Annotated in this window: 23 protein-coding genes; 14 read left to right on the top strand and 9 right to left on the bottom strand. The window is 74.4% G+C overall.

Annotation, left to right across the window (positions count from 1 at the left end):
* Positions 1-22: 22 nt before the first annotated feature.
* The gene (locus BLS67_RS21855) at positions 23-1,006 is read right to left on the bottom strand and encodes a LacI family DNA-binding transcriptional regulator (protein ID WP_091250060.1); all 984 of its coding nucleotides are present in this window, start codon (positions 1,004-1,006) and stop codon (positions 23-25) included.
* A gap of 69 nt (positions 1,007-1,075) precedes the next feature.
* Here BLS67_RS21855 and BLS67_RS21850 point away from each other — a divergent pair, with 69 nt between their 5' ends.
* Positions 1,076-1,990: a ribokinase gene (locus tag BLS67_RS21850; RefSeq protein ID WP_091250056.1), complete on the top strand. Its 915-nt coding sequence runs from the start codon at positions 1,076-1,078 to the stop codon at positions 1,988-1,990.
* Positions 1,991-2,136: 146 nt separating this feature from the next.
* A complete protein-coding gene (locus BLS67_RS21845; protein ID WP_091250054.1) occupies positions 2,137-2,325 on the top strand; it encodes a hypothetical protein in 189 nt (62 codons plus the stop codon).
* A gap of 3 nt (positions 2,326-2,328) precedes the next feature.
* On the opposite strand, the gene BLS67_RS21840 is transcribed toward BLS67_RS21845, so the two are convergent.
* Positions 2,329-3,486: an acyl-CoA dehydrogenase family protein gene (locus BLS67_RS21840; RefSeq protein ID WP_207500802.1), complete on the bottom strand. Its 1,158-nt coding sequence runs from the start codon at positions 3,484-3,486 to the stop codon at positions 2,329-2,331.
* Positions 3,487-3,577: 91 nt separating this feature from the next.
* Here BLS67_RS21840 and BLS67_RS21835 point away from each other — a divergent pair, with 91 nt between their 5' ends.
* From BLS67_RS21835 to BLS67_RS21800, 9 genes are all read left to right on the top strand, one after another.
* Positions 3,578-5,107: an acyl-CoA synthetase gene (locus BLS67_RS21835; protein WP_091250050.1), complete on the top strand. Its 1,530-nt coding sequence runs from the start codon at positions 3,578-3,580 to the stop codon at positions 5,105-5,107.
* Positions 5,107-6,117, top strand: a complete 1,011-nt coding sequence (locus BLS67_RS21830) for a TIGR03617 family F420-dependent LLM class oxidoreductase (RefSeq protein WP_091250047.1) — start codon at positions 5,107-5,109, stop codon at positions 6,115-6,117. Before BLS67_RS21835 ends, BLS67_RS21830 begins: the two co-directional genes overlap by 1 nt.
* 81 nt (positions 6,118-6,198) lie before the next feature.
* Positions 6,199-7,170: a metal ABC transporter solute-binding protein, Zn/Mn family gene (locus tag BLS67_RS21825; RefSeq protein WP_207500801.1), complete on the top strand. Its 972-nt coding sequence runs from the start codon at positions 6,199-6,201 to the stop codon at positions 7,168-7,170.
* Positions 7,167-7,952: a metal ABC transporter ATP-binding protein gene (locus tag BLS67_RS21820; protein WP_091250044.1), complete on the top strand. Its 786-nt coding sequence runs from the start codon at positions 7,167-7,169 to the stop codon at positions 7,950-7,952. The genes BLS67_RS21825 and BLS67_RS21820 overlap by 4 nt, the downstream gene beginning before the upstream one ends.
* A gap of 12 nt (positions 7,953-7,964) precedes the next feature.
* Entirely contained in the window at positions 7,965-8,852 is an 888-nt protein-coding gene (locus BLS67_RS21815) for a metal ABC transporter permease (RefSeq protein WP_242654275.1), read from the top strand.
* Between the two features lie 65 nt (positions 8,853-8,917).
* A complete protein-coding gene (locus tag BLS67_RS24855; protein ID WP_278247156.1) occupies positions 8,918-9,043 on the top strand; it encodes a hypothetical protein in 126 nt (41 codons plus the stop codon).
* Positions 9,044-9,206: 163 nt separating this feature from the next.
* Entirely contained in the window at positions 9,207-9,857 is a 651-nt protein-coding gene (locus tag BLS67_RS21810; RefSeq protein ID WP_242654274.1) for a TetR/AcrR family transcriptional regulator, read from the top strand.
* 37 nt (positions 9,858-9,894) lie between these two features.
* The gene (locus BLS67_RS21805; protein WP_242654273.1) at positions 9,895-10,176 is read left to right on the top strand and encodes a lipopolysaccharide assembly protein LapA domain-containing protein; all 282 of its coding nucleotides are present in this window, start codon (positions 9,895-9,897) and stop codon (positions 10,174-10,176) included.
* A 107-nt stretch (positions 10,177-10,283) separates the two neighbouring features.
* Positions 10,284-12,128 (top strand): acyl-CoA dehydrogenase family protein, encoded by a 1,845-nt coding sequence (locus BLS67_RS21800; protein ID WP_091250035.1) that lies wholly within the window; start codon positions 10,284-10,286, stop codon positions 12,126-12,128.
* Between the two features lie 98 nt (positions 12,129-12,226).
* Here BLS67_RS21800 and BLS67_RS21795 read toward each other — a convergent pair whose 3' ends face one another.
* The 5 genes from BLS67_RS21795 to BLS67_RS21775 all read right to left on the bottom strand — a co-directional run bounded on the left by BLS67_RS21795 (position 12,227) and on the right by BLS67_RS21775 (position 17,302).
* A complete protein-coding gene (locus tag BLS67_RS21795) occupies positions 12,227-12,832 on the bottom strand; it encodes a response regulator transcription factor (protein WP_091250032.1) in 606 nt (201 codons plus the stop codon).
* Positions 12,829-14,010, bottom strand: a complete 1,182-nt coding sequence (locus tag BLS67_RS21790; RefSeq protein ID WP_207500800.1) for a sensor histidine kinase — start codon at positions 14,008-14,010, stop codon at positions 12,829-12,831. The genes BLS67_RS21795 and BLS67_RS21790 overlap by 4 nt, the downstream gene beginning before the upstream one ends.
* A gap of 41 nt (positions 14,011-14,051) precedes the next feature.
* Positions 14,052-14,906 (bottom strand): ABC transporter permease, encoded by an 855-nt coding sequence (locus tag BLS67_RS21785; RefSeq protein ID WP_091250029.1) that lies wholly within the window; start codon positions 14,904-14,906, stop codon positions 14,052-14,054.
* Positions 14,903-15,850 carry an ABC transporter ATP-binding protein gene (locus tag BLS67_RS21780; protein WP_091250027.1) on the bottom strand — a complete coding sequence of 316 codons (948 nt, stop codon included), beginning with the start codon at positions 15,848-15,850 and terminating at the stop codon, positions 14,903-14,905. Before BLS67_RS21780 ends, BLS67_RS21785 begins: the two co-directional genes overlap by 4 nt.
* A gap of 120 nt (positions 15,851-15,970) precedes the next feature.
* Positions 15,971-17,302 (bottom strand): MFS transporter, encoded by a 1,332-nt coding sequence (locus tag BLS67_RS21775; protein WP_091250023.1) that lies wholly within the window; start codon positions 17,300-17,302, stop codon positions 15,971-15,973.
* 91 nt (positions 17,303-17,393) lie between these two features.
* Here BLS67_RS21775 and BLS67_RS21770 point away from each other — a divergent pair, with 91 nt between their 5' ends.
* A complete protein-coding gene (locus BLS67_RS21770) occupies positions 17,394-18,218 on the top strand; it encodes a tyrosine-protein phosphatase (protein ID WP_091250020.1) in 825 nt (274 codons plus the stop codon).
* A gap of 81 nt (positions 18,219-18,299) precedes the next feature.
* On the opposite strand, the gene BLS67_RS23945 is transcribed toward BLS67_RS21770, so the two are convergent.
* Together BLS67_RS23945 and BLS67_RS21765 are read right to left on the bottom strand one after the other, a co-directional pair.
* The gene (locus tag BLS67_RS23945) at positions 18,300-18,458 is read right to left on the bottom strand and encodes a hypothetical protein (RefSeq protein ID WP_165617691.1); all 159 of its coding nucleotides are present in this window, start codon (positions 18,456-18,458) and stop codon (positions 18,300-18,302) included.
* 230 nt (positions 18,459-18,688) lie between these two features.
* The gene (locus BLS67_RS21765; protein ID WP_091250017.1) at positions 18,689-20,398 is read right to left on the bottom strand and encodes a phosphoenolpyruvate--protein phosphotransferase; all 1,710 of its coding nucleotides are present in this window, start codon (positions 20,396-20,398) and stop codon (positions 18,689-18,691) included.
* A 237-nt stretch (positions 20,399-20,635) separates the two neighbouring features.
* On the opposite strand from BLS67_RS21765, the gene BLS67_RS21760 reads away from it, so the two are divergent.
* Both BLS67_RS21760 and BLS67_RS21755 read left to right on the top strand, forming a co-directional pair.
* Positions 20,636-21,403, top strand: a complete 768-nt coding sequence (locus BLS67_RS21760; protein ID WP_091250014.1) for a DeoR/GlpR family DNA-binding transcription regulator — start codon at positions 20,636-20,638, stop codon at positions 21,401-21,403.
* A complete protein-coding gene (locus BLS67_RS21755) occupies positions 21,400-22,383 on the top strand; it encodes a 1-phosphofructokinase family hexose kinase (protein ID WP_091250011.1) in 984 nt (327 codons plus the stop codon). The genes BLS67_RS21760 and BLS67_RS21755 overlap by 4 nt, the downstream gene beginning before the upstream one ends.
* Positions 22,384-22,399: the final 16 nt, after the last annotated feature.

Below are 22,399 nucleotides of genomic sequence, written 5' to 3'. Positions count from 1 at the left end.
GGGCGCCTCTCGTCGGGGGTGGTCAGGGCCGAGCCGGCGCGGTGGTGCCGCGCTCGACCAGGGGGAGCTCGAGCAGGGCGGCCACCGGGGCGGTGCCGCCGTCCAGCCGGGCCAGCAGGGCGGCGACGCCGACCTCGGCCAGCTGGCGCAGCGGGACGTCGCAGCCGGTCACGCGGGGGCCCGGGACCACGCCGCAGACCGACACCCGACCCGGGACGTCCCGACCCCGGGCCGGCAGGGCGGCGAGCAGCCCGGGCAGCGCCTCGTCGTTGACGGTGACCAGCCCGTCGCAGCCGGGGTGGCGGTCGGCCAGCTCGGCGGCCAGCGCCGCCCCGGCGGCCGGGTCGTCGGCGCAGGGCAGCACCGCACCGGGGACGCCGTGGCGCGCGCACTCGTCGACGAAGGCGCGGGCCGAGCGGACCGCGGGCCCGTAGCCGGCGTCGACCAGGGCCGGGGAGCGGTTCACCAGCACCAGCTCGCGCCGGCCCAGGCCGACCAGGTGCTGCACGCAGCGGCGGACCATGGCGGCGAAGTCGACGTCCACCCAGTCGTAGCCCTCGGTCACCCCGGTGCGGCCGAGCACGACGAACGGCATCCCCGAGCGCTGCAGCCGCTCGACGCGGGGGTCGTCGACCTGGGCCTCGACCACCAGCACGCCGTCGACGCGGCGGGTCTGCACCAGCCGCTCGAACGAGGCGTGCCGCACGCCCGCGGGGGCCAGGACGACGTCGTGGTCGGCGTCGGCGGCCACCTCGGCGACCGCGCCGACCAGGGTGAGCTGCCCGGCCGTGAGGTGGCCGTCGACCGGCGGCACCGCCAGCCCGATCATCTGCGAGCGGCCGCGGGCCAGGGTGCGGGCCGCGGCGTTGGGCACGAAGTCGGCCTCGGCCATGACCGCCTCGATGCGGGCCCGGGTGGCCGCGGAGATGGGCCGCTTGCCGCTCAGCGCGTACGAGACGGTGCTGCGGGCGACGCCGGCCCGCCGGGCGATCTCGCCGATGTCCACCGCGCACCCCTCCACTCGTCGAACCGGTTCGACGCATGCTAGCGGCGGTCGAGCCCTAGGCTCCGGCGGGTGAGCGTGACGGTGGTCGGCAGCCTCAACGAGGACGTGGTGGTGACCGTGCGCCGGTTGCCCGGACGCGGCGAGACGGTGATCGGGTCGGCGGTCGAGGTGCTGCCCGGCGGCAAGGGCGCCAACCAGGCGGCCGCGGCGGGCCGGCTCGGGGACGGCGTGGCGATGGTCGGCCGGGTCGGGGACGACGACGCCGGCACCCGCCAGCTGGCCGCCCTGCGCGACGCCGGGGTGGACACCGACCTGGTGCACCGCACGCCCGGTGTGCCCACCGGCAGCGCCACCATCCCGGTCGAGGCCGAGGGCGGCGAGAACCTCATCGTCGTCGTGCCCGGGGCCAACGGTGCGCTGGAGCCCGCCGACGTCGAGGTACCCGCAGTGCGCGGCGCCGGCGTCCTGCTGCTGCAGCTGGAGACACCGCTGCCCACCGTGCTGGCCGCCGCCCGGGCCTGCACCGGCACGGTCGTGCTCAACCCGGCACCGGCCCAGCCGCTGCCGGCCGAGCTGCTGGCCGAGGTCGACGTCCTGGTGCCCAACGAGCACGAGCTGGTCGACCTCGCCGGCACCCCCGCCGACGACCTGCCCGGGCTGGTCGAGGTGGCCCGGGGGCTGGCTGCCCGCGAGGTCGTGGTGACCCTCGGCGGCAACGGCGTGCTCGTGGTGCCGGCCGACGGCCCCGCGCTCCACCAGCCGCCGCTCGAGGTCTCCCCGGTCGACACGACGGGCGCCGGGGACTGCTTCACTGGCGCCCTGTCCACCGCTCTCTCCCGGGGGGCCGCCCTGGCCGAGGCGGTGCGCTACGCCGCCGTCGCCGCGGCCCTGTCCACCACCGGCCCCGGCGCGCGGGGCGGGTTGCCCGACGACGCCGCGGTGCGCGCCGCCCTCCCCCGGCTGCCCGGGGCCCGCGAGGTCTGACCCGCGCAGCGATGATCAGGGGCCCTGATCATCGTCCCTCCCCCTCGCCCAGATCTGGTGGCGGGGGACGGACGTCGGCGCAGGGAGACGCGCCCGTCGGCGCCCGGGAAGGTTGGCCCGCGCACCCGGCGGGCAGGACCAGGGGCATGACCGAGAGCACACCGCACGCCGAGGACCCCGCCGAGGGCGCCGACACCGACACCACTGCCGACGCCGGGCGCACCCCGCACGCCGAGCAGCCCGCCGAGGGCGCCGACCCGACCGCCGGCACGACCGACGACGAGGCCGACGCCGCCTCGGGCGTCGACCCCGCCAACCGGATCAGCGAGGCCTGACCCTCAGTACGAGCGCGGCAGCCGGAGGTCGTGCTGGGCGACGAAGTTCAGCACCATCTCGCGGCTGACCGGCGCGATGCGGGAGAACCGCGACGCCGTGACCAGCGCGCCGATGCCGTTCTCCTGCGACAGCCCCGACCCGCCGTGGGTCTGCACGGCGGCGTCCACGGCGTGCACCACGGCCTCGGCGGCGGCGTACTTGGCGCTGTTGGCCGCGGTGCCGGCGTCCTCGCCGTGGTCGATGAGCCACGCCGCCTTCAGCATCATCAGCCGGGCCAGCTCCACCTCGACCTGGGCGGCGGCCAGCGGGTGCGAGACGCCCTGGTGGGCGCCGATCGGCGTGCCCCACACCCGGCGGTCGCGGGCGTAGGCGGCGGCCCGGTCCAGCGCCAGCCGGGCGGTGCCCAGCGAGTACGCGGCCCCCATGACCCGCTCCGGGTTGAGGCCGGCGAACAGCTGCGCGATGCCGGCGTCGGGTGAGCCGACCAGGGCGTCGGCGGGCAACCGGACGTCGTCCAGGAAGAGCTGGAACTGGTTGTCCGGGCTGACCAGCTCCATCGGGATCGGCGTGCGCGACAGGCCGGGGGCATCGGTGGGGACGACGAACAGCGCCGGCCGCAGCGTGCCCTTGGCCGAGCCGGCGAGCTTGGCGACCACGAGGACGGCGTCGGCGACGTCGACCCCGCTGATCCAGATCTTCTGGCCGCTCAGCACCCACCCGTCGCCCTCGCGCCGGGCGGTGGTGGTGATCTCGTGGCTGTTGGACCCGGCGTCGGGCTCGGTGATGGCGAAGGCCATGGTCAGCGAGCCGTCGGCGATGCCGGGCAGCCAGCGGTCGCGCTGCTCGGGGGTGCCGTAGCGGGTGATGATCGTGCCGCAGATCGCGGGGCTGACCACCATCATCAGCAGCGGGCAGCCGGCCGCGCCGAGCTCCTCGAGCACCACGGCCAGCTCGACCATGCCGCCGCCACCGCCGCCGTGCTCCTCGGGCAGGTTGACGCCCAGGAACCCGGCCTTGCCCGCCTCGTCCCACAGCGCCTGCACCGTGCCGCCGGTGCGGGCCTGCTCCAGGAACCAGGCGTGCCCGTACCGGCCGGCCAGGTCGGCGACCGCCGCACGCAGGTCGCGCAGCTCGTCGCCCTCGTCGAAGTCCAGCGCCATCGATGCCTCCGGGACAGTCAGGGTTGACCGTGAGCGTAGTCACGTCCAGGATCCGGGCATCCCCTCCCGCCGACGACGACGGAGCACACCCATGTACCCCGGCACCTACGCCGACCGCACCCCCGACAAGGCCGCCGTGGTCGTCGCCGAGACCGGCGCCGTGCTGACCTACGCCGAGCTCGACGAGCGGTCCACCCGGCTGGCCGACGTGTTCCGGCAGCAGGGTCTGGGCGCCGGCGACCACGTCGCCTTCGTCGCCGACAACACCCCCGAGGTCTTCGAGGTCTACTGGGCCGCGCTGCGCTCGGGGCTGTACGTCACCGGGGTCAACCACCACCTCACCCCGGCCGAGGCGGCCTACATCGTCGACGACTGCGGGGCGACCGTCCTCCTCGCCTCCGCCGGGGTCGCCGCCCTGGCCCGCGACACCGCCCGGCTGTGCCCCGACCTGGGCCTGCGGCTGGCCTGGGGCGGACCGGTCGAGGGGTTCGACGACTACGAGGCCGCCCTGGCCACCGGCTCGCCCGAGCGGCCGGCGGTGCAGCCCTCGGGTGCGGACATGCTCTACAGCTCGGGCACCACGGGCCGGCCGAAGGGCGTGCTGCCGAACCTGCCCACCCACCGCATCGACGAGCCCGGCGACGTGTTCACGGCCGTCTTCGGCCCGCTGTACGGCTTCGACCCCGACACCGTCTACTACTCCGCCGCGCCGCTCTACCACGCGGCACCGCTGCGGTTCGGCGGCATGCAGCACCGCTCGGGCGGCACCGTCGTCATGGCCGCGAAGTTCGACGCCGAGACCGCGCTCGGGCACATCGAGCGGTACGGCATCACGCACAGCCAGTGGGTGCCGACGATGTTCGTGCGCATGCTCAAGCTGCCCGCCGAGGTCCGCGAGCGCTTCGACGTCTCGAGCCAGGAGGTGGCCATCCACGCCGCCGCGCCGTGCCCGGTCGAGGTCAAGCAGCAGATGATCGAGTGGTGGGGGCCGATCCTGCAGGAGTACTACTCCTCGACCGAGGGCAACGGCGTCACGATCATCGGCGCGCAGGACTGGCTGGCTCACCCCGGCAGCGTCGGCCGGGCCGCCCTGGGCGTGCTGCACGTCTGCGACGACGAGGGCGCCGAGCTGCCGGTGGGCGAGATCGGCACCGTCTGGGTCGAGCGCGACGCGATGCCCTTCAGCTACCACGGCGACCCCGGGAAGACCGCCGAGGCGCAGCACCCCGACCACCCGACCTGGTCGACCGTCGGCGACGTCGGCCGGGTGGACGACGAGGGCTACCTCTACCTCACCGACCGCAAGGCGTTCATGATCATCTCGGGCGGCGTCAACGTGTACCCGCAGGAGGCCGAGGACGTCCTGGTCATGCACCCGGCGGTCGCCGACGTCGCCGTCATCGGCATCCCGGACGACGACCTCGGCGAGGCGGTGCTGGGCGTCGTCCAGCCGGTCGAGGGGGTGGAGCCCTCGGCCGACCTGGCCGCCGACCTGATCGGCTTCGCCCGCGAGCGGCTGGCCGGCTACAAGGTGCCGCGGCGCATCGAGTTCCAGGCCGAGCTGCCGCGCAGCGCCACCGGCAAGCTGGTCAAGCGCCGGCTGACGGAGGTCTACCGCTGATGCTGCTGGACGCCTCGCTGACCAGCGCCGACGACCCGGCGGCCGCGGCCAGCGAGCTCGAGGGGCGCGGCTACGCCGGCGTGTGGGCCTCGGAGGTGGCCCAGGACCCGTTCCTGGTGCTGCACGCCGCGGCCCTGGCCACCACGCGGGTGTCGGTGGGGTCGGGCATCGCGGTGGCCTTCGCCCGCTCGCCGATGACCCTGGCCTACACCGCCTGGGACCTGCAGCGGTACAGCCACGGCCGGTTCGTGCTGGGCCTGGGCACCCAGATCCAGGCGCACGTCGAGCGCCGGTTCTCCATGCCGTGGTCGGCCCCCGCCGCCCGCATGCGGGAGTACATCGGGGCGCTGCGGGCGATCTGGGCGACCTGGACCGACGACGTCCCGCTGCGGTTCCGCGGCGAGCACTACCGGCACACGCTGATGACGCCGATGTTCACCCCGGCCCGGCACGCGTGGGTTCCGCCGCCGGTGCACCTGGCCGCGGTCGGCCCGCTGATGACCCGGCTCGCGGGCGAGGCCGCCGACGGGCTGCTGGCGCACTCGTTCACCACCGAGCGGTACCTGCGCGAGCGCACCCTGCCGGCGCTGCAGGAGGGCCTGGACACCGCGGGGCGGTCGCGGGCCGACGTGCAGGTCAGCCTGCCGGGCTTCGTGGTCGGCGGTCGGGACGACGCCGAGCGGGCCCGGGCGGCGGCGGCCGTCCGCGGGCAGATCGCGTTCTACGGGTCGACGCCGGCCTACCGCCCGGTGCTCGAGCTGCACGGCTGGGGCGACCTGGGCGACGAGCTGCACGCGCTGTCCACCTCCCGCCGCGAGGACAAGTGGCAGGCGATGGCCGACCTGGTCGACGACGAGGTGCTGGGCACCTTCGCCGTGGTGGCCGACCCCGCCGAGGCCGGCGCCGCCCTGCTCGCCCGGTTCGACGGCCTGGTCGACCGGTTCAGCATCTACCCGGGCACCGGGGTGCCGCTGGACGCCTGGGACCCGGTGGTGCGCGCCCTGGCGTGACCCCGGCTGGACGCGGCCCGCACCGGTGTGGTGACATTGGTTCCGAGAATCATTGTCAAGAAGCTGCACAGGAGCGCCATCGTGTCCCGCCGTCCCACCGTCCTGGCCCTGCTGGCCGCCTCGACCCTCGGCCTGGCCGCGTGCGGGGGTGGCGGCAACTCGACCGCCACCACCGAGGCCGACGCCGCCAACTGCCCGGGCGACGTGCTCGACGTGGTCGTCTCGGTGAACCAGTGGGGGGACATCGTGCGGGCCCTGGGCGGCGACTGCGCGAACGTCACCACCGTCATCAACTCCACGGCCCTGGACCCGCACGACTACGAGCCCACCACCGGCGACATCGCCTCCTTCGAGGACGCCGACCTGGTCGTGGTCAACGGCGCCGACTACGACCACTGGGCGTCGGACGCCGTCGACAACCTGGACCCCGAGCCCACGGTCGTGGACGCCGCCGACGTCGTGGGCGTCGAGGACGGCCACTCGGACGACGCCGACCACGCGGACGACGCCGACCACGGCTCGGTCAACCCGCACCTCTGGTACTCCCCCGAGTACGTGGCGCAGACCGCCACGGCGATCACCGACGCGCTCAGCGACCTCTCCCCCGGCGCCGCCGACTACTTCGCCGACCGGGCCGCGGCCTGGCAGACCGACCTGCAGCCCTACACCGACGAGCTGACCACCCTGCAGGGCCTGACCGCCGGCAAGACCTACGCCGCCACCGAGACGGTCTTCGACTACACCGCCGCCGCGGTCGGGCTCACCGACGCCACCCCCGAGGGCTACCGGGACGCCGCGAGCAACGAGAGCGACCCGTCGTCGGGCGACGTCGCCGCCTTCGAGGCCGCGCTGGCCGACGGCAGCATCGACGTGCTGGTCTACAACACCCAGACCGAGGGCAGCGTGCCCGAGCAGCTGCGCTCCGCGGCCGAGTCCGCGGGCGTCCCGGTGGTCGAGGTCACGGAATCGGTGCCCGACGGGGATGATTCGTTCGTGCAGTGGCAGCTGGGCCAGCTGCAGCAGCTCGCGGACGCACTCGGTGGGGGTCAGTGACGCAGGGACCGACGCAGGGGACCCCGCCGGCACTCGTGCTGGACGGGGTCTCCGTCGTCCGCGGGGGCCGCACGGTGTGGACCGAGGGCGACCTCGCGGTGCCCGCCGGTGCCGTCGTCGGCGTGATCGGCCCCAACGGCGCGGGCAAGACCACCCTCTTCCAGCTGGCGCTCGGCCTGCTGCCGGTGGCCACCGGCCGGATCGAGGTGCTCGGTGCCCCGCCACGGCGGGGCAACCGGCGCATCGGCTACGTGCCGCAGAACTACACCGCCGCGCTCGGCGAGGCCGTGCGGGCCCGCGACCTGGTCGGCCTGGGCCTCACCGGCAACCGGTTCGGCATCCGGCGCAGCACGCCCGACGAGCGGGCCCGGGTCGACGACGCGCTGCGCCGGGTGGGGGCCGCCGGCTACGCCGACCGCCGCATGAGCGAGCTGTCCGGCGGCCAGCAGCAGCGCGTGGCCATCGCCCAGGCCATCGTGGACGACGCCGACCTGCTGCTGCTCGACGAGCCGCTGGCCAACCTCGACCTCCGCAACTCCCAGGAGATCGTCACCCTGCTCGGCGAGCTCCGGCGCGAGCGGGCGGTGACCATCATGGTGGTCGCCCACGACCTCAACCCGCTGCTCCCGGTGCTCACCGACGCGGTCTACCTGCTCGACGGGCACCCGCACCACGACGTCATCGGCGAGGTCGTGACCGAGGAGCTGCTCACCCACCTCTACGGCACCCGCGTGCGCGTCGTCCGGACCGCGCAGGGCGACCTGTTCACCCGCAGCGGCTGAAGGAGCCCTCCCGTGCGCTTCCAGGAGAACTGGCTCCAGATCCTGCAGACCACCTTCATGCAGCACGCCCTGGTGGGCGGCAGCCTGGTGGCCCTGACCGCAGGCCTGATGGGCTACTTCGTCATCACCCGGCAGAACGCCTTCGCCGCCCACGCCCTGGCCCACATCGGGTTCCCCGGGGCCACCGGCGCGATCCTGGTCGGCGCACCGGTCACGCTGGGCCTGGCCGTGTTCTGCGTCGGCGGCGGGCTGCTGATCGGCCTGTTCGGCAAGCGGGTGGCCGAGCGCGAGATCGCCACCGGCACGATCCTCGCGTTCGCCACCGGTCTGGGCGTGCTGTTCGCCTCCCTCGCGACGGCCAACGCGTCCACGACCACGAACGTGCTGTTCGGGAACCTGCTGGCGATCAGCGTCGACCAGCTGTGGCTGTTCGGCGGGTTCACCCTGTTCGTCGTGCTCGCGCTGGCGGTGATCGCCCGCCCGCTGGTGTTCGCCTCGGTCGACCCGGCCGTGGCCGAGGCCCGCGGGGTGCCCGTGCGCGCGCTGGGGGTGGCCTTCGTCGTCCTGCTGGCGCTGACGGTGACCATGGCCGTGCAGGTCGTGGGCACCCTGCTGCTGTTCGCCCTGGTGGTCACCCCGGCCGCGGCGGCGCTGCGGCTCACCGCCCGACCGGGGCTGGTGGCGGCGCTGTCGGTCGGGTTCGCGCTGGCCTCGGTGTGGGTGGGCCTGGTGCTGTCGGCGATGGTGGACCTGCCGCCGAGCTTCTTCGTGGTCAGCGTCGCCGTCCTGATCTGGGGCGTCGTGCTGGTCGTCACCCGGGAGCGGCACGGCGCCCGTCCGGGCGAGCCGGTCACGGGTGGGCACGACACGCTGCCCGCCGTGCCGGAGCACACGCACTGACCCCTTCCAGGGAGATCGCAGGCAACCCCTGGTCAGCGCCCGGTCACCGGGTGCATCCTCTGGGGATGACCCACCAGGACCAGCCGCAGCGCAGCGGCACCACGTCGGCCGACCCCGCCGAGGGCGCCGAGGCCCCCGCCGTCCCGCTCTCCCGGATGCTGGCGAACCCCCGCCGGGTACGGCGGGCCTGACCCCCTCGGCAGAGTTCGCGGGACCGTGACCGGCCAGTCACAACGGTCCCAGTCGTCTCCCGATGCTCGGGCGGCTCACCAGTACGTATGACGCTGCGTTGTCATGCCGACACACCGGCGTGCCGCGAACTGCTCCGTCACGTCGGCGTGCACCATCGCTGACGTGACCGCCGCCCTCTCCCTCACCTACAGCGCCGACGCCGACCCCTCGGAGTCGCTGTCCGCACCGATCCCGGTGCGCCGCAGCCGCGAGGAGCGCCAGGCCATCGTGCTGGACACCGCCGAGCGGTTGTTCGCCGGCCGCAGCTCCCGCAGCGTCGGCATGGACGAGCTGGTGCGCGAGACCGGGCTGGGCAAGATGACGGTCTACCGGCTCTTCAAGAGCAAGGACGACCTGGTCGGGGCCTACCTCTCCCGCAAGGCCGCCACGCTGCTGGCCTACATCGACACCCAGCTCGGCGAGTTCGCCGACGACCCCCGCGGCGCCCTGCTGGCCGTCGTCGACGTGGTCGAGCGCGACGTCACCCGCACCGGCTTCCGCGGTTGCCCGTTCACCAACGTCAGCAGCGAGTACGACGACCCGCAGCACCCGGCCCGCTCGGCCGCGGCGGACTACAAGTACGAGCTGCACATGCGGCTGGTGCACCTGGCCGAGGAGCTCGTCCCCGGGCACGGCGACGACCTGGCCGCGCAGCTGCACCTGATCATCGACGGCATGCAGCTCTCCGGCGGCCTGCTCGGCCCCGACGGCCCGGCCAGCCACGGCCGCAAGCTGGCCGAGCGCCTGGTCGACGCGGCGGTCGCCCTCGCCTGACGCGCGGGGAGGCCGGTTGCGCCCTACCGTCCTCCGCGTGACCTCCTCGTTCCCCGCCGGCGACCCGACCACCCCCGCCCCGGCGCCCACCGCGAAGCGCCGCGGCAGCAACCTCGGCCGCACCCTGTCCCTGGTCGCACTGGTGACCCTGACGGTGGTCCTGGTGCTGTTCGTCGTGTTCAACACCCAGACCGTGCGCGTCTCGCTGGTCTTCGGCGTCGTCGACCTGCCGCTGGTCGTCGCCCTGCTGGCCGCCGCCGTCCTCGGTGCGCTGATCGTGGCCCTGCTGAGCATCCGCGCCCGGCGCCGCGAACGCTGACCCCTCGGGGCGAGCCGCCTCGACACTTGTTACCGACGAGTAATAGGCTTTGTTACCGGCGGGTACGAACCGGCCCGCCGACAGCCAGACGCGCCGGGAGCAAGCACATGGGGCACTACACCGCCGACCTGCGGGACCTCGAGTTCAACCTCTTCGAGTTCCAGTCGACCAAGGACCGGTTCGGTGCCGGCCCGTTCGCGCAGATGGACGCCGAGACCGCCCGCGGCGTGCTGGAGGAGGTCCGCCGGCTGGCCGAGGGTCCGCTGGCCGAGAGCTTCGTCGACGCCGACCGCAACCCGCCGGTGTTCGACCCGGCCACCCACTCGGTGACCATGCCCGAGTCGTTCAAGAAGAGCATCAGGGCGATCAACGACGGCGAGTGGTTCCGCCTCGACCTGCCCGAGGAGCTCGGCGGGTTCGGCGCTCCCCCGAGCATGCGCTGGGCCGCCTACGAGATGATCCTGGGCGCCAACCCGGCCATCTTCATGTACGGCTCCGGGCCGTCGTTCGCCACCGTGCTGCACGAGGTCGGCACCCCCGAGCAGCAGAAGCTGGCCGAGCTGATGATCGAGCGCGGCTGGGGCGCCACCATGGTGCTCACCGAGCCCGACGCGGGCTCCGACGTCGGCGCCGGCCGAACCCGCGCGGTGCAGCAGCCCGACGGCACCTGGCACATCCACGGCGTGAAGCGGTTCATCACCTCCGCCGAGCACGACATGAGCGACAACATCGTGCACCTGGTGCTGGCCCGCCCCGAGGGCCACGGCCCGGGCACCAAGGGGCTGTCGCTGTTCGTCGTCCCCAAGTTCCACGTCGACCTCGAGACCGGTGAGCTGGGCGAGCGCAACGGCGCCCACGTCACCGGCGTCGAGAAGAAGATGGGCCTCAAGGTCTCCACGACCTGCGAGCTGACCTTCGGCGACGGCCCGGTGCCCGCGGTCGGCACGCTGGTCGGCGAGGTGCACGACGGCATCGCGCAGATGTTCCGGATCATCGAGTACGCCCGCATGTTCGTCGGCACCAAGGCCATCGCCACGCTGTCGGCGGGCTACCGGGTGGCGCTGGACTACGCCAAGACCCGGGTGCAGGGCGCGGACATGACCGCGACGTCGAAGGACGCCCCGCGGGTCACGATCACCCACCACCCCGACGTCCGCCGGTCGCTGATGCTGCAGAAGGCGCACGTCGAGGGTCTGCGGGCGCTGTACCTGTACACCGCGACCTTCCGCGACCTGGTCATGGAGGCCGAGGCAGCCGGCACCGCCGACTCCGACGAGGCGAAGCTGGCCGCCAAGGTCAACGACCTGCTGCTGCCGATCGTGAAGGGCTACGGCTCCGAGCGGGCCTCGCAGCTGCTGGCCGCCGAGTCGCTGCAGACGCTGGGCGGGTCGGGCTTCCTGCAGGACTACCCCGTCGAGCAGTACGTGCGCGACGCCAAGATCGACACGCTCTACGAGGGCACCACCGCGATCCAGGGCCAGGACTTCTTCTTCCGCAAGATCGTCAAGGACGGCGGGGTCGCCATCGGCTGGCTGTCGTCGCAGATCCAGCAGACCCTCGACGCGCAGGCCGGCAACGGCCGGCTCAAGGAGGAGCGGGCCCTGCTGGCCACCGCGCTGGACGACGTCCAGGGCATGCTGACCACGATGTTCGGCCACCTCGGCGAGGCCGCGCAGGACATGCGCAACGCCTACCTGGTCGGCCAGAACACCTCGCGGTTCCTGCTCGCCGCCGGAGACCTGGTCACCGGCTGGCTGCTCGTCCGGCAGGCCGAGGTGGCGTTGGCCGCGCTGTCCGGCGAGGTCAGCGAGCGCGACCGGCACTTCTACGAGGGCAAGCTCGCCGCCACCCGCTTCTTCTGCACCCAGGTGCTGCCGAAGCTCACGGCCGAGCGCGCCGTCGTGGACGCCACGGACAACAGCCTGATGGACGTCGCGGAAGCCGCCTTCTAGGGGCCGCTCCCCCGTCGATCGTGCAGAACCGCAACGGCGGCACGCCGCACCCCAGCGTGTGCCCGTTGCGGTTCTGCATGATCACGAGGCGTCCCGCGTCAGATCCAGCCGTGCCGGCGGGCGGCGTCGACGGCGGCGTGCCGGTTGGCCGCGCCCAGCTTGCCGGCGGCCGAGGACAGGTGGTTGCGCACGGTGCCCACCGACAGGTGGACCTTGGCCGCGATCTCCTCGACCGGCGCGCCCCCGGCGGCCAGCTCCAGGACGTCGGCCTCCCGCGGCGTGAGCGGTGAGTCACCGGCGCTGATCGCCTCCGCGGCCAGCTCCGGGTCGACGTAGCGGCCACCGGCGTGCACGGTGCGCACCACCTGGGCCAGCACCGCGGCGTTCACCGTCTTCGGCAGGAACCCGCGCACGCCGGCCGACAGCGCCCGCTTGAGGTGCCCCGCCCGCCCGTGGCCGGTCACGATGACCACACCGCACGCGGGCAGGGCCTCGGCCAGCTCGCCGGCCACCGAGATGCCGTCCCGGTCGGGCATCTGCAGGTCCAGGACGGCGATGTCGGGCCGGTGCGCCCTAGCCATGGCCAGCGCCTCGGAGCCCGACGCGGCCTGGGCGACCACCTCGAGGTCGTCCTCCAGGCCGAGCAGGGTGGCCAGCGCGGTGCGGATCAGGTTCTCGTCGTCGGCCAGCAGCAGCCGGATCATGCGGGCACCTCGGCGGCCAGCACGAACTCCGGTCCGTGCTGCTGCGCGGACAACCGGCCACCGGCGGCGGCCAACCGCTCGGACAGGCCGGTCAGCCCCGATCCCCAGGCGCCTACGTCCCCGGCGGCGGAGTTGGTCACGGTCAGCGACACGTCCGGGCCCGACTCCACGACCGCGATGGTGCACGACCCACCGGTCCCGTGCCGCAGCACGTTGGTCACCGCCTCGCGCACCACCCAGCCGAGCACCACCTGGGCCTGCTCGGACAGCGCCGCCTCCTCGCCCTGCACCACGCAGTCGATCCCGGCCGCGCGCAGCACCGAGCGCGCCCCGGCGAGCTCGGAGCGCAGGTCGACCGCCCGGTAGCCGCGGACCACCTCGCGCACCTCGGCCAGCGACGACCCGGCAAGCGCGCCGATGGCGGCGACCTCGTCGGCGGCCCCGGGCCGGCCGCGGCGCACGAGCTGCTCGGCGAGCTGGGACTTCACCGCGATCGCCGACAGGTTGCGGCCCATCACGTCGTGCAGGTCGCGGGCGAAGCGCAGCCGTTCCTCGGCCACGGCGAGCTGCGCCTGCACGCCGCGGGCGCGCTCCTGCTCGCGGACGACGTCCAGCAGCCAGACGCTGAACCGGAACGCACCGACGAACCCGCCGATCGCCACCGCGATCGACAGCCCCACGACCACCGCCCCCACCAGCGGGGTGCCGCGGACGGCCGCCAGGACGGTGGTGAGCGCAGCGACCAGCGCCGTCCAGCCGAGCAGGCGCCGGTACGGGACCGTGACCGACAGGGCGACGACCACCGCCGCGCCCACCAGGGCCAGGTACCAGGGCCCGGTCGGGGTGGGCACGCCCTCGGCGGTGCGGGGCGCGGTGACCAGCAGCCCGGTGCCGACGGTGACGGCCCCAGCCACCAGCGCGGTGCCCAGCGGGACCCGGGGCACGACGCCGCGGCGGAAGCCGGTCTCGGCCACCACCATGCAGGCGGCGGTGGTGACCAGGGCGCCCACGGCCAGCACCAGGTCCCAGGCCACGCCGCGCCCCCGGTAGGTGGACACGGTGGCCAGCAGCAGCACGAACGGCAGGCCCAGCAGTGCGACGTGGAAGGACCAGCGGGTGTAGATCTCGATCCGGTCGGTGTCGGAGCGGCTGCTCCACCAACGCGTCAGGCCCGGCACGGCAGCCATGCTGCCGTGCCGGGCCCGACCGGGCAGGTCGCTCACCGGCGCGGCGCCCAGCGGAAGCCGCGGCGGGCCAGCACCGTGCCGACCACGATCCAGGCGACCAGGACGCCGGCGGGGAAGACCGCCCAGGTCCAGACGGAGACGTCGCCGACCGGGTCGCCCTCCCAGGTGGTGCCGGAGAAGCCCAGGTGCAGCAGGTCGACGACCGGGGTGACGGGCAGGAACCGGGCGATCCCCGACAGCCACTCGGGCAGCGCGCTCAGCGGGAAGAACATGCCCGACAGGGCGGTCGAGACCAGCACGATCGGCAGGGTGGTGATCTGCGCGGACTCCGCGGTGCGGGTGAAGCCGGTGCTGGCGATGGCCAGCAGGACCATGAGCACCAGCCCGGCCAGCACGCCGAAGGCCACCAGCAGCGGCTGCACCGGCGCCGACCACTCGCCCAGCGCCACAACGCCGGCGGTCACCACGACCAGCTGGCCCACGGTGACCAGCAGGGTCGGCACGGCGGTGGCGGTGAGCACCTCGCCGTCGGAGAGCTCGCCGGTGCGCATGCGCTGCAGCACCAGGTCCTCGCGGCGGGCCACGTAGGTGGTGACCAGGTTGTAGTAGGTCAGGTAGACCAGGCTGATCACCACGGCCGCGGTGAGCAGCGTGGGGCCGAGCCCGACCTCGCCGCCGCCGATGCCCAGCGCGGGCACCGCCGCGACCAGCAGCAGCGGCATCAGCACGGAGTTGAAGACGGCGGTGCGGTTGCGCACCAGCAGGCGGGCCTCGGCGCCGGCGGCCGAGCGCAGCCGGGCCCGGCGGGAGGGGGCGGCGGAGCGGGTGGCGGTGGTCATGGCGGTCCTCTCGGGGGTGGCGGGGCGGGTGGTGGGTGCGGCGCTCATGCGGCGTCCCCGACCCGGCCCTCGGCGACGGCCAGGAATGCCTGCTCGAGCGAGGCGGCGGTGGCCTGCAGGTACCGCAGCACCACGCCGTGCTCGGCGGCCCAGGCCAGCAGCTCGGCGAGCACCGGCTGCAGCGCCCGGGTGTGCCACTCGTGCCGCGGCCCGGCCGACACCACCTGGACGGCGGCCGGCACCGGCGGCTCGGGTGTGCCGGCGTCGAGGGTGAAGCGGACGACGGCCGGCTGGGTCTCGGCGATCTCCTCCTGGGTGCCCGACAGCACGATGCGGCCGGCCTTGAGGATGGCCACCCGGTCGGCCAGCTCCTCGGCCTCCTCCAGGTGGTGGGTGGTCAGCACGACGGCGGTGCCGCCGTCCACCATGTCCTGCACCAGCCGCCAGACCTGCCGGCGGCTCTCGGGGTCCAGCCCGGTGGTGGGCTCGTCGAGCACGACGACCTCGGGCCGGCCCAGCACGGCCAGCGCGAGGTCCAGCCGACGCCGCTCGCCCCCGGACAGGCTGCGCACGCGGACGTCGGCCCGGCCGGTCAGCCCGACCTGCGCGATCGCCTCGTCGACGTCCCGCGGTGCGCTGAGGGTGCCGGCCCAGGTGCGCACGGTCTCGGCCACGGTCAGGTCGCCGGGCAGCCCCGAGCTCTGCAGCAGCATGCCCATGCGGGCGCGGACGGCGGCGCGGTCGCGCACCGGGTCGGCGCCGAACACCCGCACGGTGCCCCCGCCCGGGGTGGCGAGGCCCTCCAGCACCTCCAGTGCGGAGGTCTTGCCGGCGCCGTTGACGCCGAGCAGGGCGAACACCTCGCCGGGGCGGACCTCGAAGGAGATGCCGCGGACGGCCTCGAAGTCGCCGTAGCTGCGGCGCAGGTCGGTGACCTCGACGGCCAGGGGCTCGCCGGAGCGGGTCGGGGGTGCTGCGGTGGCGGGCTGCATCGTCGTCCTCCTGGGGTGTCCTCTGCGGTCACCCCTGACGTTGCCCGCCGTCCCGCCCCCGGGCAGGTGCCAGGTCTCACGACCTGCGGCGTCTCCTGCACGGTCCACCCATGACGAACCTCATGCCCGCACGCGGTCGGTGTCGGCGGCGCGCAGCCGGCCGCGCAGGGCCAGCACGGTCAGGCCGGCGACCAGCATCATCACCCCGACCACCCACAGCCCCGCCCGGGAGTTGCCGGTCGCGTCGAGCAGGAAGCCGGTGATGTAGGGCGCCCCGAAGCCGGAGCTGTTGCCCAGGGTGTTGACCAGCGCGATGCCGGCCGCGGCGCCCGCGCCGGCCAGGAAGGTGGAGGGCAGGTACCAGAACACCGGCAGCGCGCAGAAGACGCCGATCGCGGTGACGGTGATGACGGCCATCGTGGCCAGCGGGGACTCCATGTACAGCGCCACCGGGATGCTCACCGCGCCCAGCAGGGCCGGCAGGGCCACGTGCCACACCCGCTCGCCGGTGCGGTCGGAGTGCCGCGACCAGAACACCATCGCCACGGCCCCGACGGCGAAGGGGACGGCGACGATCAGCCCGTTCTCCAGGATCGAGAAGCTGGTGTCGAAGGACTCCGCGAACCCGGCCACGATGGTCGGCAGGAAGAAGCTGAGCGCGTAGAGGCCGTAGGTGACGCCGAAGTAGACCAGGCCCAGCGCCCACACCCGGGGGTCGCGCAGGGAGTCCCGCACCCGGTGCTTGCCGGTCGCCTCGGTGGCCTGCTGCTCGGCGGCCATGGTGTCGTCGAGCCACCGCCGCTCGTCCGGGGCCAGCCAGTCGGCGTCCTTCGGGCGGTCGGTCAGGTAGAACCAGGCCGCGACGCCCAGCAGGACGGCGGGCACGCCGAGGACCAGGAACATGACCCGCCAGCCGGCCAGGCCGAGGAACCCGTCGGCGTACTGCAGGATCGCCCCGGCGACCGGCGCCCCGAAGGCGCTCGAGGCCGGCAGCGCGATCATGAACAACCCGGTCAGCCGGACCCGGACCGACCGCGGGAACCAGAACGTCAGGTACAGCATGATCCCGGGGAAGAACCCGGCCTCGGCGATGCCCAGCAGGATCCGCAGCACGTACAGCGTGGTCGCGTTCGGCACGAAGGCCATCGCCGCGGCGACGATGCCCCAGGTGACCAGGATGCGGGCGATCCAGCGGCGGGCGCCGAACCGGTGCAGCGCGATGTTGCTGGGCACCTCGAAGAGCAGGTAGCCGATGAAGAACAGGCCGCTGGCCAGGCCGAACATCGTCTCGGTCAGCCCGAGGTCGGCGCTCATCGTCAGCTTGGCGAAGCCGATGTTGGTGCGGTCGACGTAGTTGAGGAAGTAGGCCAGCCCGAGGAACGGGATCAGCCGGAGGGCGACCTTGCGCACCACCCTGGCCTGCATGCCGGTGTCCGTCTGCTGCGTCGTCATCGACGCACCTCCCCGAGGTCCGGAGCCACCGCGTCGTGGCCGGAGCCCACCCTAGGAGCCGCGACCCGAGCCGGCTGACTACGTTCGGGGCATGGCCGACGACCGCTGGATCCCCCTCGCCGGTACCGCCAACACCCGCGACCTGGGCGGGTTGCCGCTGGCCGACGGCGGGACGACGGTGCCCGGCCGGGTGCTGCGCAGCGACGACCTGCAGGAGCTGACCCCCGGCGACGTCGCCCTGCTCACCGAGCAGCTCGGCCTCACCGACGTGGTCGACCTGCGCACCAGCGCCGAGGTGCGCATGGAGGGCCGGGGTCCGCTGCGCGACGAGGCCGCCGTCGCCCACCGGCACTTCACGCTGATCCCCGAGGTCGGCGAGTACACCGACGTGTTCGCCGACGACGACGCCGCCGCCGACGTCGACCTGCCCGGCGACTGGGTGGAGACCCTGCTCCCCCGCACGGCCGCGCCCGGCGACGAGGAGGAGCCGCCCGGGGTGAAGGCCTACCTCGGCTACCTCACCGACGGCGCGGACAACGTGGTCGGCGCCCTGCGGGCGGTCACCGCGGCACCGGGCTCGGCGGTCGTGCACTGCGCCGCCGGCAAGGACCGCACCGGGGTGGTGTGCGCGCTGGCGCTCAGCGTGGCGGGGGTGCAGCGCGAGGCGGTCGTGGCCGACTACGCGCTCACCGCCCAGCGGATCGAGGGCGTGGTGGCCAAGCTGGCCGCCCGTCCGACCTACGCCGAGGACATGACCCGGCGGGACGTCGCCAGCCACACCCCGCAGGCGGAGACCATGCGGCGGGTGCTGGACCTGCTCGACGAACGGCACGGCGGCCCGCTGGGCTGGCTGGACGCCCACGGCTTCGGCGCCGACGAGCAGGCCGTCCTGCGCACCAAGCTCACCGGGGCCTGACGCCTCGCGACGTGCTGGGACGGCCCCCTCGCCGGGGCCCGCGGCGTGCGGAGCGCGTCGTGGGGGCGAGGGGGTCCTCGGTCAGCGGGTGACGCTGGAGAACTGGCCGCTGGTGAGGGCCAGGGTCGACAGCTCGTGGTGCATGGCCGGGGTGTTGGAGCCGGCCAGCGCGCGGTCGAGGGCCCGACGGTTGCGGGCGGCCTGACGACGCTGACGCCAGGTGCTGGTCACGCTGCTCATGGTGGTTCCTTCTTTCCTTCGTGCGCGGGGTTGCATCTACATCAAACCAGGCAGATCGCCGTTTGTTCCAGCGGAACGAAGGTGATGTCGGTCCTTGATCTACGAATGTTCACCCGAAAGCAGCAGAAGCCTGAGAAACGTGGTGCAGGCCACCCCTGCGACGCACGAGACCCCCGTACTCCTCGTCGAGCGAGGGGTACGGGGGTCCCGGTGGAGCTGGACCGCTGCGGTCAGGCCGCGTCGAGGACCTCCCGCACGGCGGCCCGGGCGGCCTGCGGGTCGTCGGCGGCCAGGGCCACCTCGGCGGCCCGCTGGCAGGTCGCCAGGGTGACCGTGCCGAGCTTGGCACCCACGCCCGCGACCGACGAAGCCGCGCAGGACAGCGACGTGATGCCCAGCCCGACCAGCACGCAGGCCAGCAGCGGGTCGGCCGCGGCCTCGCCGCAGACGCCGACCGGCTTGCCGGTGCGCTGCCCGGCCTCGGCGGTCAGCTGGACCATGCGCAGCAGCGCGGGCTGCCACGGGTCGGTCAGGTCGGCCAGGTCGCCGGAGAGGCGGTCGGCGGCCAGCGTGTACTGCGACAGGTCGTTGGTCCCGATGGACAGGAAGTCCAGGTGCTCGAGGAACCGGTCGGCCAGCAGCGCCACCGAGGGCACCTCGACCATGACGCCGGGCACCATGCCCCGCTCGCGCACCAGCGCGGCGAACTCGGCGGCCTCGACCACGGTGGACACCATCGGGGCCATGACCCACGGCGCCGCCCCGGTGGCGTCGGCGGCCTGCTTCACGGCGTCGAGCTGGCGGGTCAGGATGCCCGGGTTGAGCCGGGTGGTGCGCAGCCCCCGCACGCCCAGGGCCGGGTTGGCCTCGTCGGCCGGGGTGGCGAAGGCCAGCGGCTTGTCCGACCCGGCGTCCAGGGTGCGCAGCACGACCTTGCGCCCGGCGAAGGCCTCGAACACCGCGGCGTAGCCCTTGGCCTGCTCGTCGACCGAGGGCTCCTCGCTGTGGCCGAGGAAGGCCAGCTCGGTGCGCAGCAGCCCGACCCCCTCGGCGTGCGCGGCCGCCGCGGCGCGGGCGCCGGCGCCGTCCTGCACGTTGGCCAGCACCTGGACGGCGTGGCCGTCGGCGGTGGTGGCCGGGCCCTCGTAGCCGGCCAGGGCCGCCGCGGCCTCCTTCGCCGCCTGCACCCGGGTCTGCGCGTCGGTCGGGTCGGGGTCGACCGTGACGGTGCCCTGCTCGCCGTCGACCAGCACGACCGCCCCCTCGGGGACGTCGTCCAGGCCACCCACGGCCACCACGCAGGGCAGCCCGAGCTGGCGGGCGATGATCGCGGTGTGGCTGGTCGAGCCGCCGAGCCGGGTGGCCAGCGCGACCACGCGCGCCGGGTCCAGGCCCGCGGTGTCGGCCGGGGCGAGGTCGTCGGCCAGCAGCACCGAGGGCGTGTCGGGCATGGTCACGCCCGGCTCGCTCTGCCCGGTCAGCTCGGCCACGATCCGGTCGCGGACGTCGTTGACGTCGGTGACCCGCTCGGCCATCAGCCCGCCGAGGCTGGCGAACAGCTCGGCGAACTGCTGGGCGGCACCCACCGTGGCCACCGCGGCCGAGGCGCCGCCGTCGATGCGCTGCTCGACGGTCGAGAGCAGGCCGCGGTCCTTCGCCAGCCCGGCCGTCGTGGTCAGCACGGCGGCGCTGACCCCGCTGGCCGCCGCGGCCCGCTCGGTCAGCCGCCCGGCCACCAGCTCGGCGGCGGCGCTGAAGCGCTCCCGCTCGGCCGCCCGGTCCCCCTCGGCGACCGGCGCGGCGTCCTCGGCGGGCAGCTGCACCGCGCCGTGCGGCCGGATGACCGGGCCGAGGGCGACACCGGGCACCACCGGCGTACCGGTGAGCACCGTGGGCCCACCGACGTCGGTGCTGCTGGCCTCGGGGTGGGTGGTCGACATCGAGGGACCTCTCTGCAGGAACGGTGGACGCGGCGTCGGTGGCGCGGGGTGGACTGAATCGTGACGACGTGCTGGCGCGCCGTCGACACCAGGGTGGACCCTGGGCACGACTCGCCGGTGACCAGGGTCACGACAATGCCTTGACTTGTCAACAAATCCCACGTAGAACAACACCAACGCAAGCCCGAAACCACATGAACGGGCACGAAAGCGTGAGCTGCGCAACGGGGAGGGTCGATGTACGCCGAGGAACGTCAGCAGGCCATCGCCGGTCTCGTCGCCCAGCGCGGCCGGGTCGCGGTCACCGCCGTCGCCGAGCGCTTCGGGGTCACGACCGAGACCGTCCGGCGCGACCTGGCCCTGCTGGAGCGCTCGGGGATGCTGCGCCGGGTGCACGGCGGCGCCGTCCCCAGCGGTGCGCTCACCGTGCTCGAGCCCAACCTGGGCGAGCGGCGGAGCACCCGCACCGAGCAGAAGCGGCGGATCGCCGCAGCGGCGGTCGACTTCGTGCCCCAGAACGACGGCAGCCTGATCCTGGACGGCGGCAGCACCACCGCGGCCCTGGCCGAGGTGCTGCCCGCCGGCCGTCGCCTGCTGGCGGTCACCAACTCCGTGCCGATCTCGCACCGGCTGTCCGTCGCCCCCGGCATCGACCTGCACGTGCTGGGCGGCCGGGTCCGCGGCATCACGCAGACCGCGGTCGGCGAGTCCACCGTCGCCGCCCTCGCCGACCTGCGCGCCGACGTCGTGTTCCTCGGCGCCAACGGGGTCACCGGCACCTTCGGCTTCAGCACCCCCGACGAGACCGAGGCCGCCTCCAAGCGCGCCATGGTCCGCGCCGCCCAGCGGGTGGTCGTGCTGGCCGACAGCTCCAAGCTCGGCCGCGAGCACCTGGTCCGCTTCGCCGGCATCGACGACGTCGATGTCCTGATCACCGACGACGAGGCCGACCCGGACGTCGTCACCGAGATCGAATCGCACGGGATCGAGGTCCTCACCGCATGACCGGCTCGATAGTGACCCTGACGGCCAACCCCAGCCTGGACCGCACGCTGGCGCTGCCCGGCGCGCTCGAGCGCGGCAGCGTGGCCCGGCTGGCCCCCAGCAGCACCGAGCCCGGCGGCAAGGGCGTCAACGTCTCCCGCGCGGTCGCCGCCGCCGGCGCCGACGTCGTCTCGGTCCTGCCGGCCGCCGACGACGACCCGATCGTCCGCGCCCTGCGCTCGCTGGGCCTGCGCCTGGCCACCGTGCCGATCTCGACCCCGGTGCGCACGAACTACACGCTGACCGAGCCCGACGGCACCACCACCAAGCTCAACGAGCCCGGCGCCACCCTGGACGACGCCACCCGGGCCGCGCTGGCCGCCGCGGTCGCCGAGCACGCCGCCGGTGCGCGCTGGGTGGCGCTGTGCGGATCCCTCCCGCCCGGCGCGCCGCTGGACTGGTACGCCGAGCTGGTCCGCGCCGTCCGCCCCACCGGGGCCCGGATCGCCGTCGACACCTCCGAGGCGCCGCTGCTGGCCCTGCTCGCCGCCGGCCCCGACGCGGCCCCCGACCTCCTCAAGCCCAACACCGAGGAGCTGGCCCAGCTGGCCGGCGTCACCGAGGCCGAGGTCGTCGCCGACCCGCAGGCCGCCCTGGCCGCCGTCGCCACGCTGCACGAGCGCGGCGTCCGCGAGGTGCTGCTGACCCTCGGCGCCGACGGAGCGCTGCTCTCGACCGCGGACGGCGAGCTCTTCTCCGCCCGCCCGCCCGCGATCACCGTGCGCAGCACGGTCGGCGCCGGCGACTGCAGCCTGGCCGGCTACCTGCTGGCCGACCTCGCGGGCGCCCCCGCCGCCGACCGGCTGCGCAACGCGGTCGCCTACGGAGCGGCCTCGGCGTCGCTCCCCGGATCCGCCGTCCCCACCCCGACCCAGGTGGACGGTCCAGCAGTACGGGTCACCCCCGGCTTCGCCGGTTCCGCACCGTCCCTGTCCCACTGACACCCGACCCCAACAG

Origin of the sequence: Klenkia soli, from assembly GCF_900103975.1 — a bacterium.
In the GTDB taxonomy this organism is placed as follows: Bacteria; Actinomycetota; Actinomycetes; order Mycobacteriales; family Geodermatophilaceae; genus Klenkia; species Klenkia soli.
The sequence above is the reverse complement of the archived record's forward strand: the minus strand, read 5'-3'. Positions and strand labels throughout refer to the sequence as shown.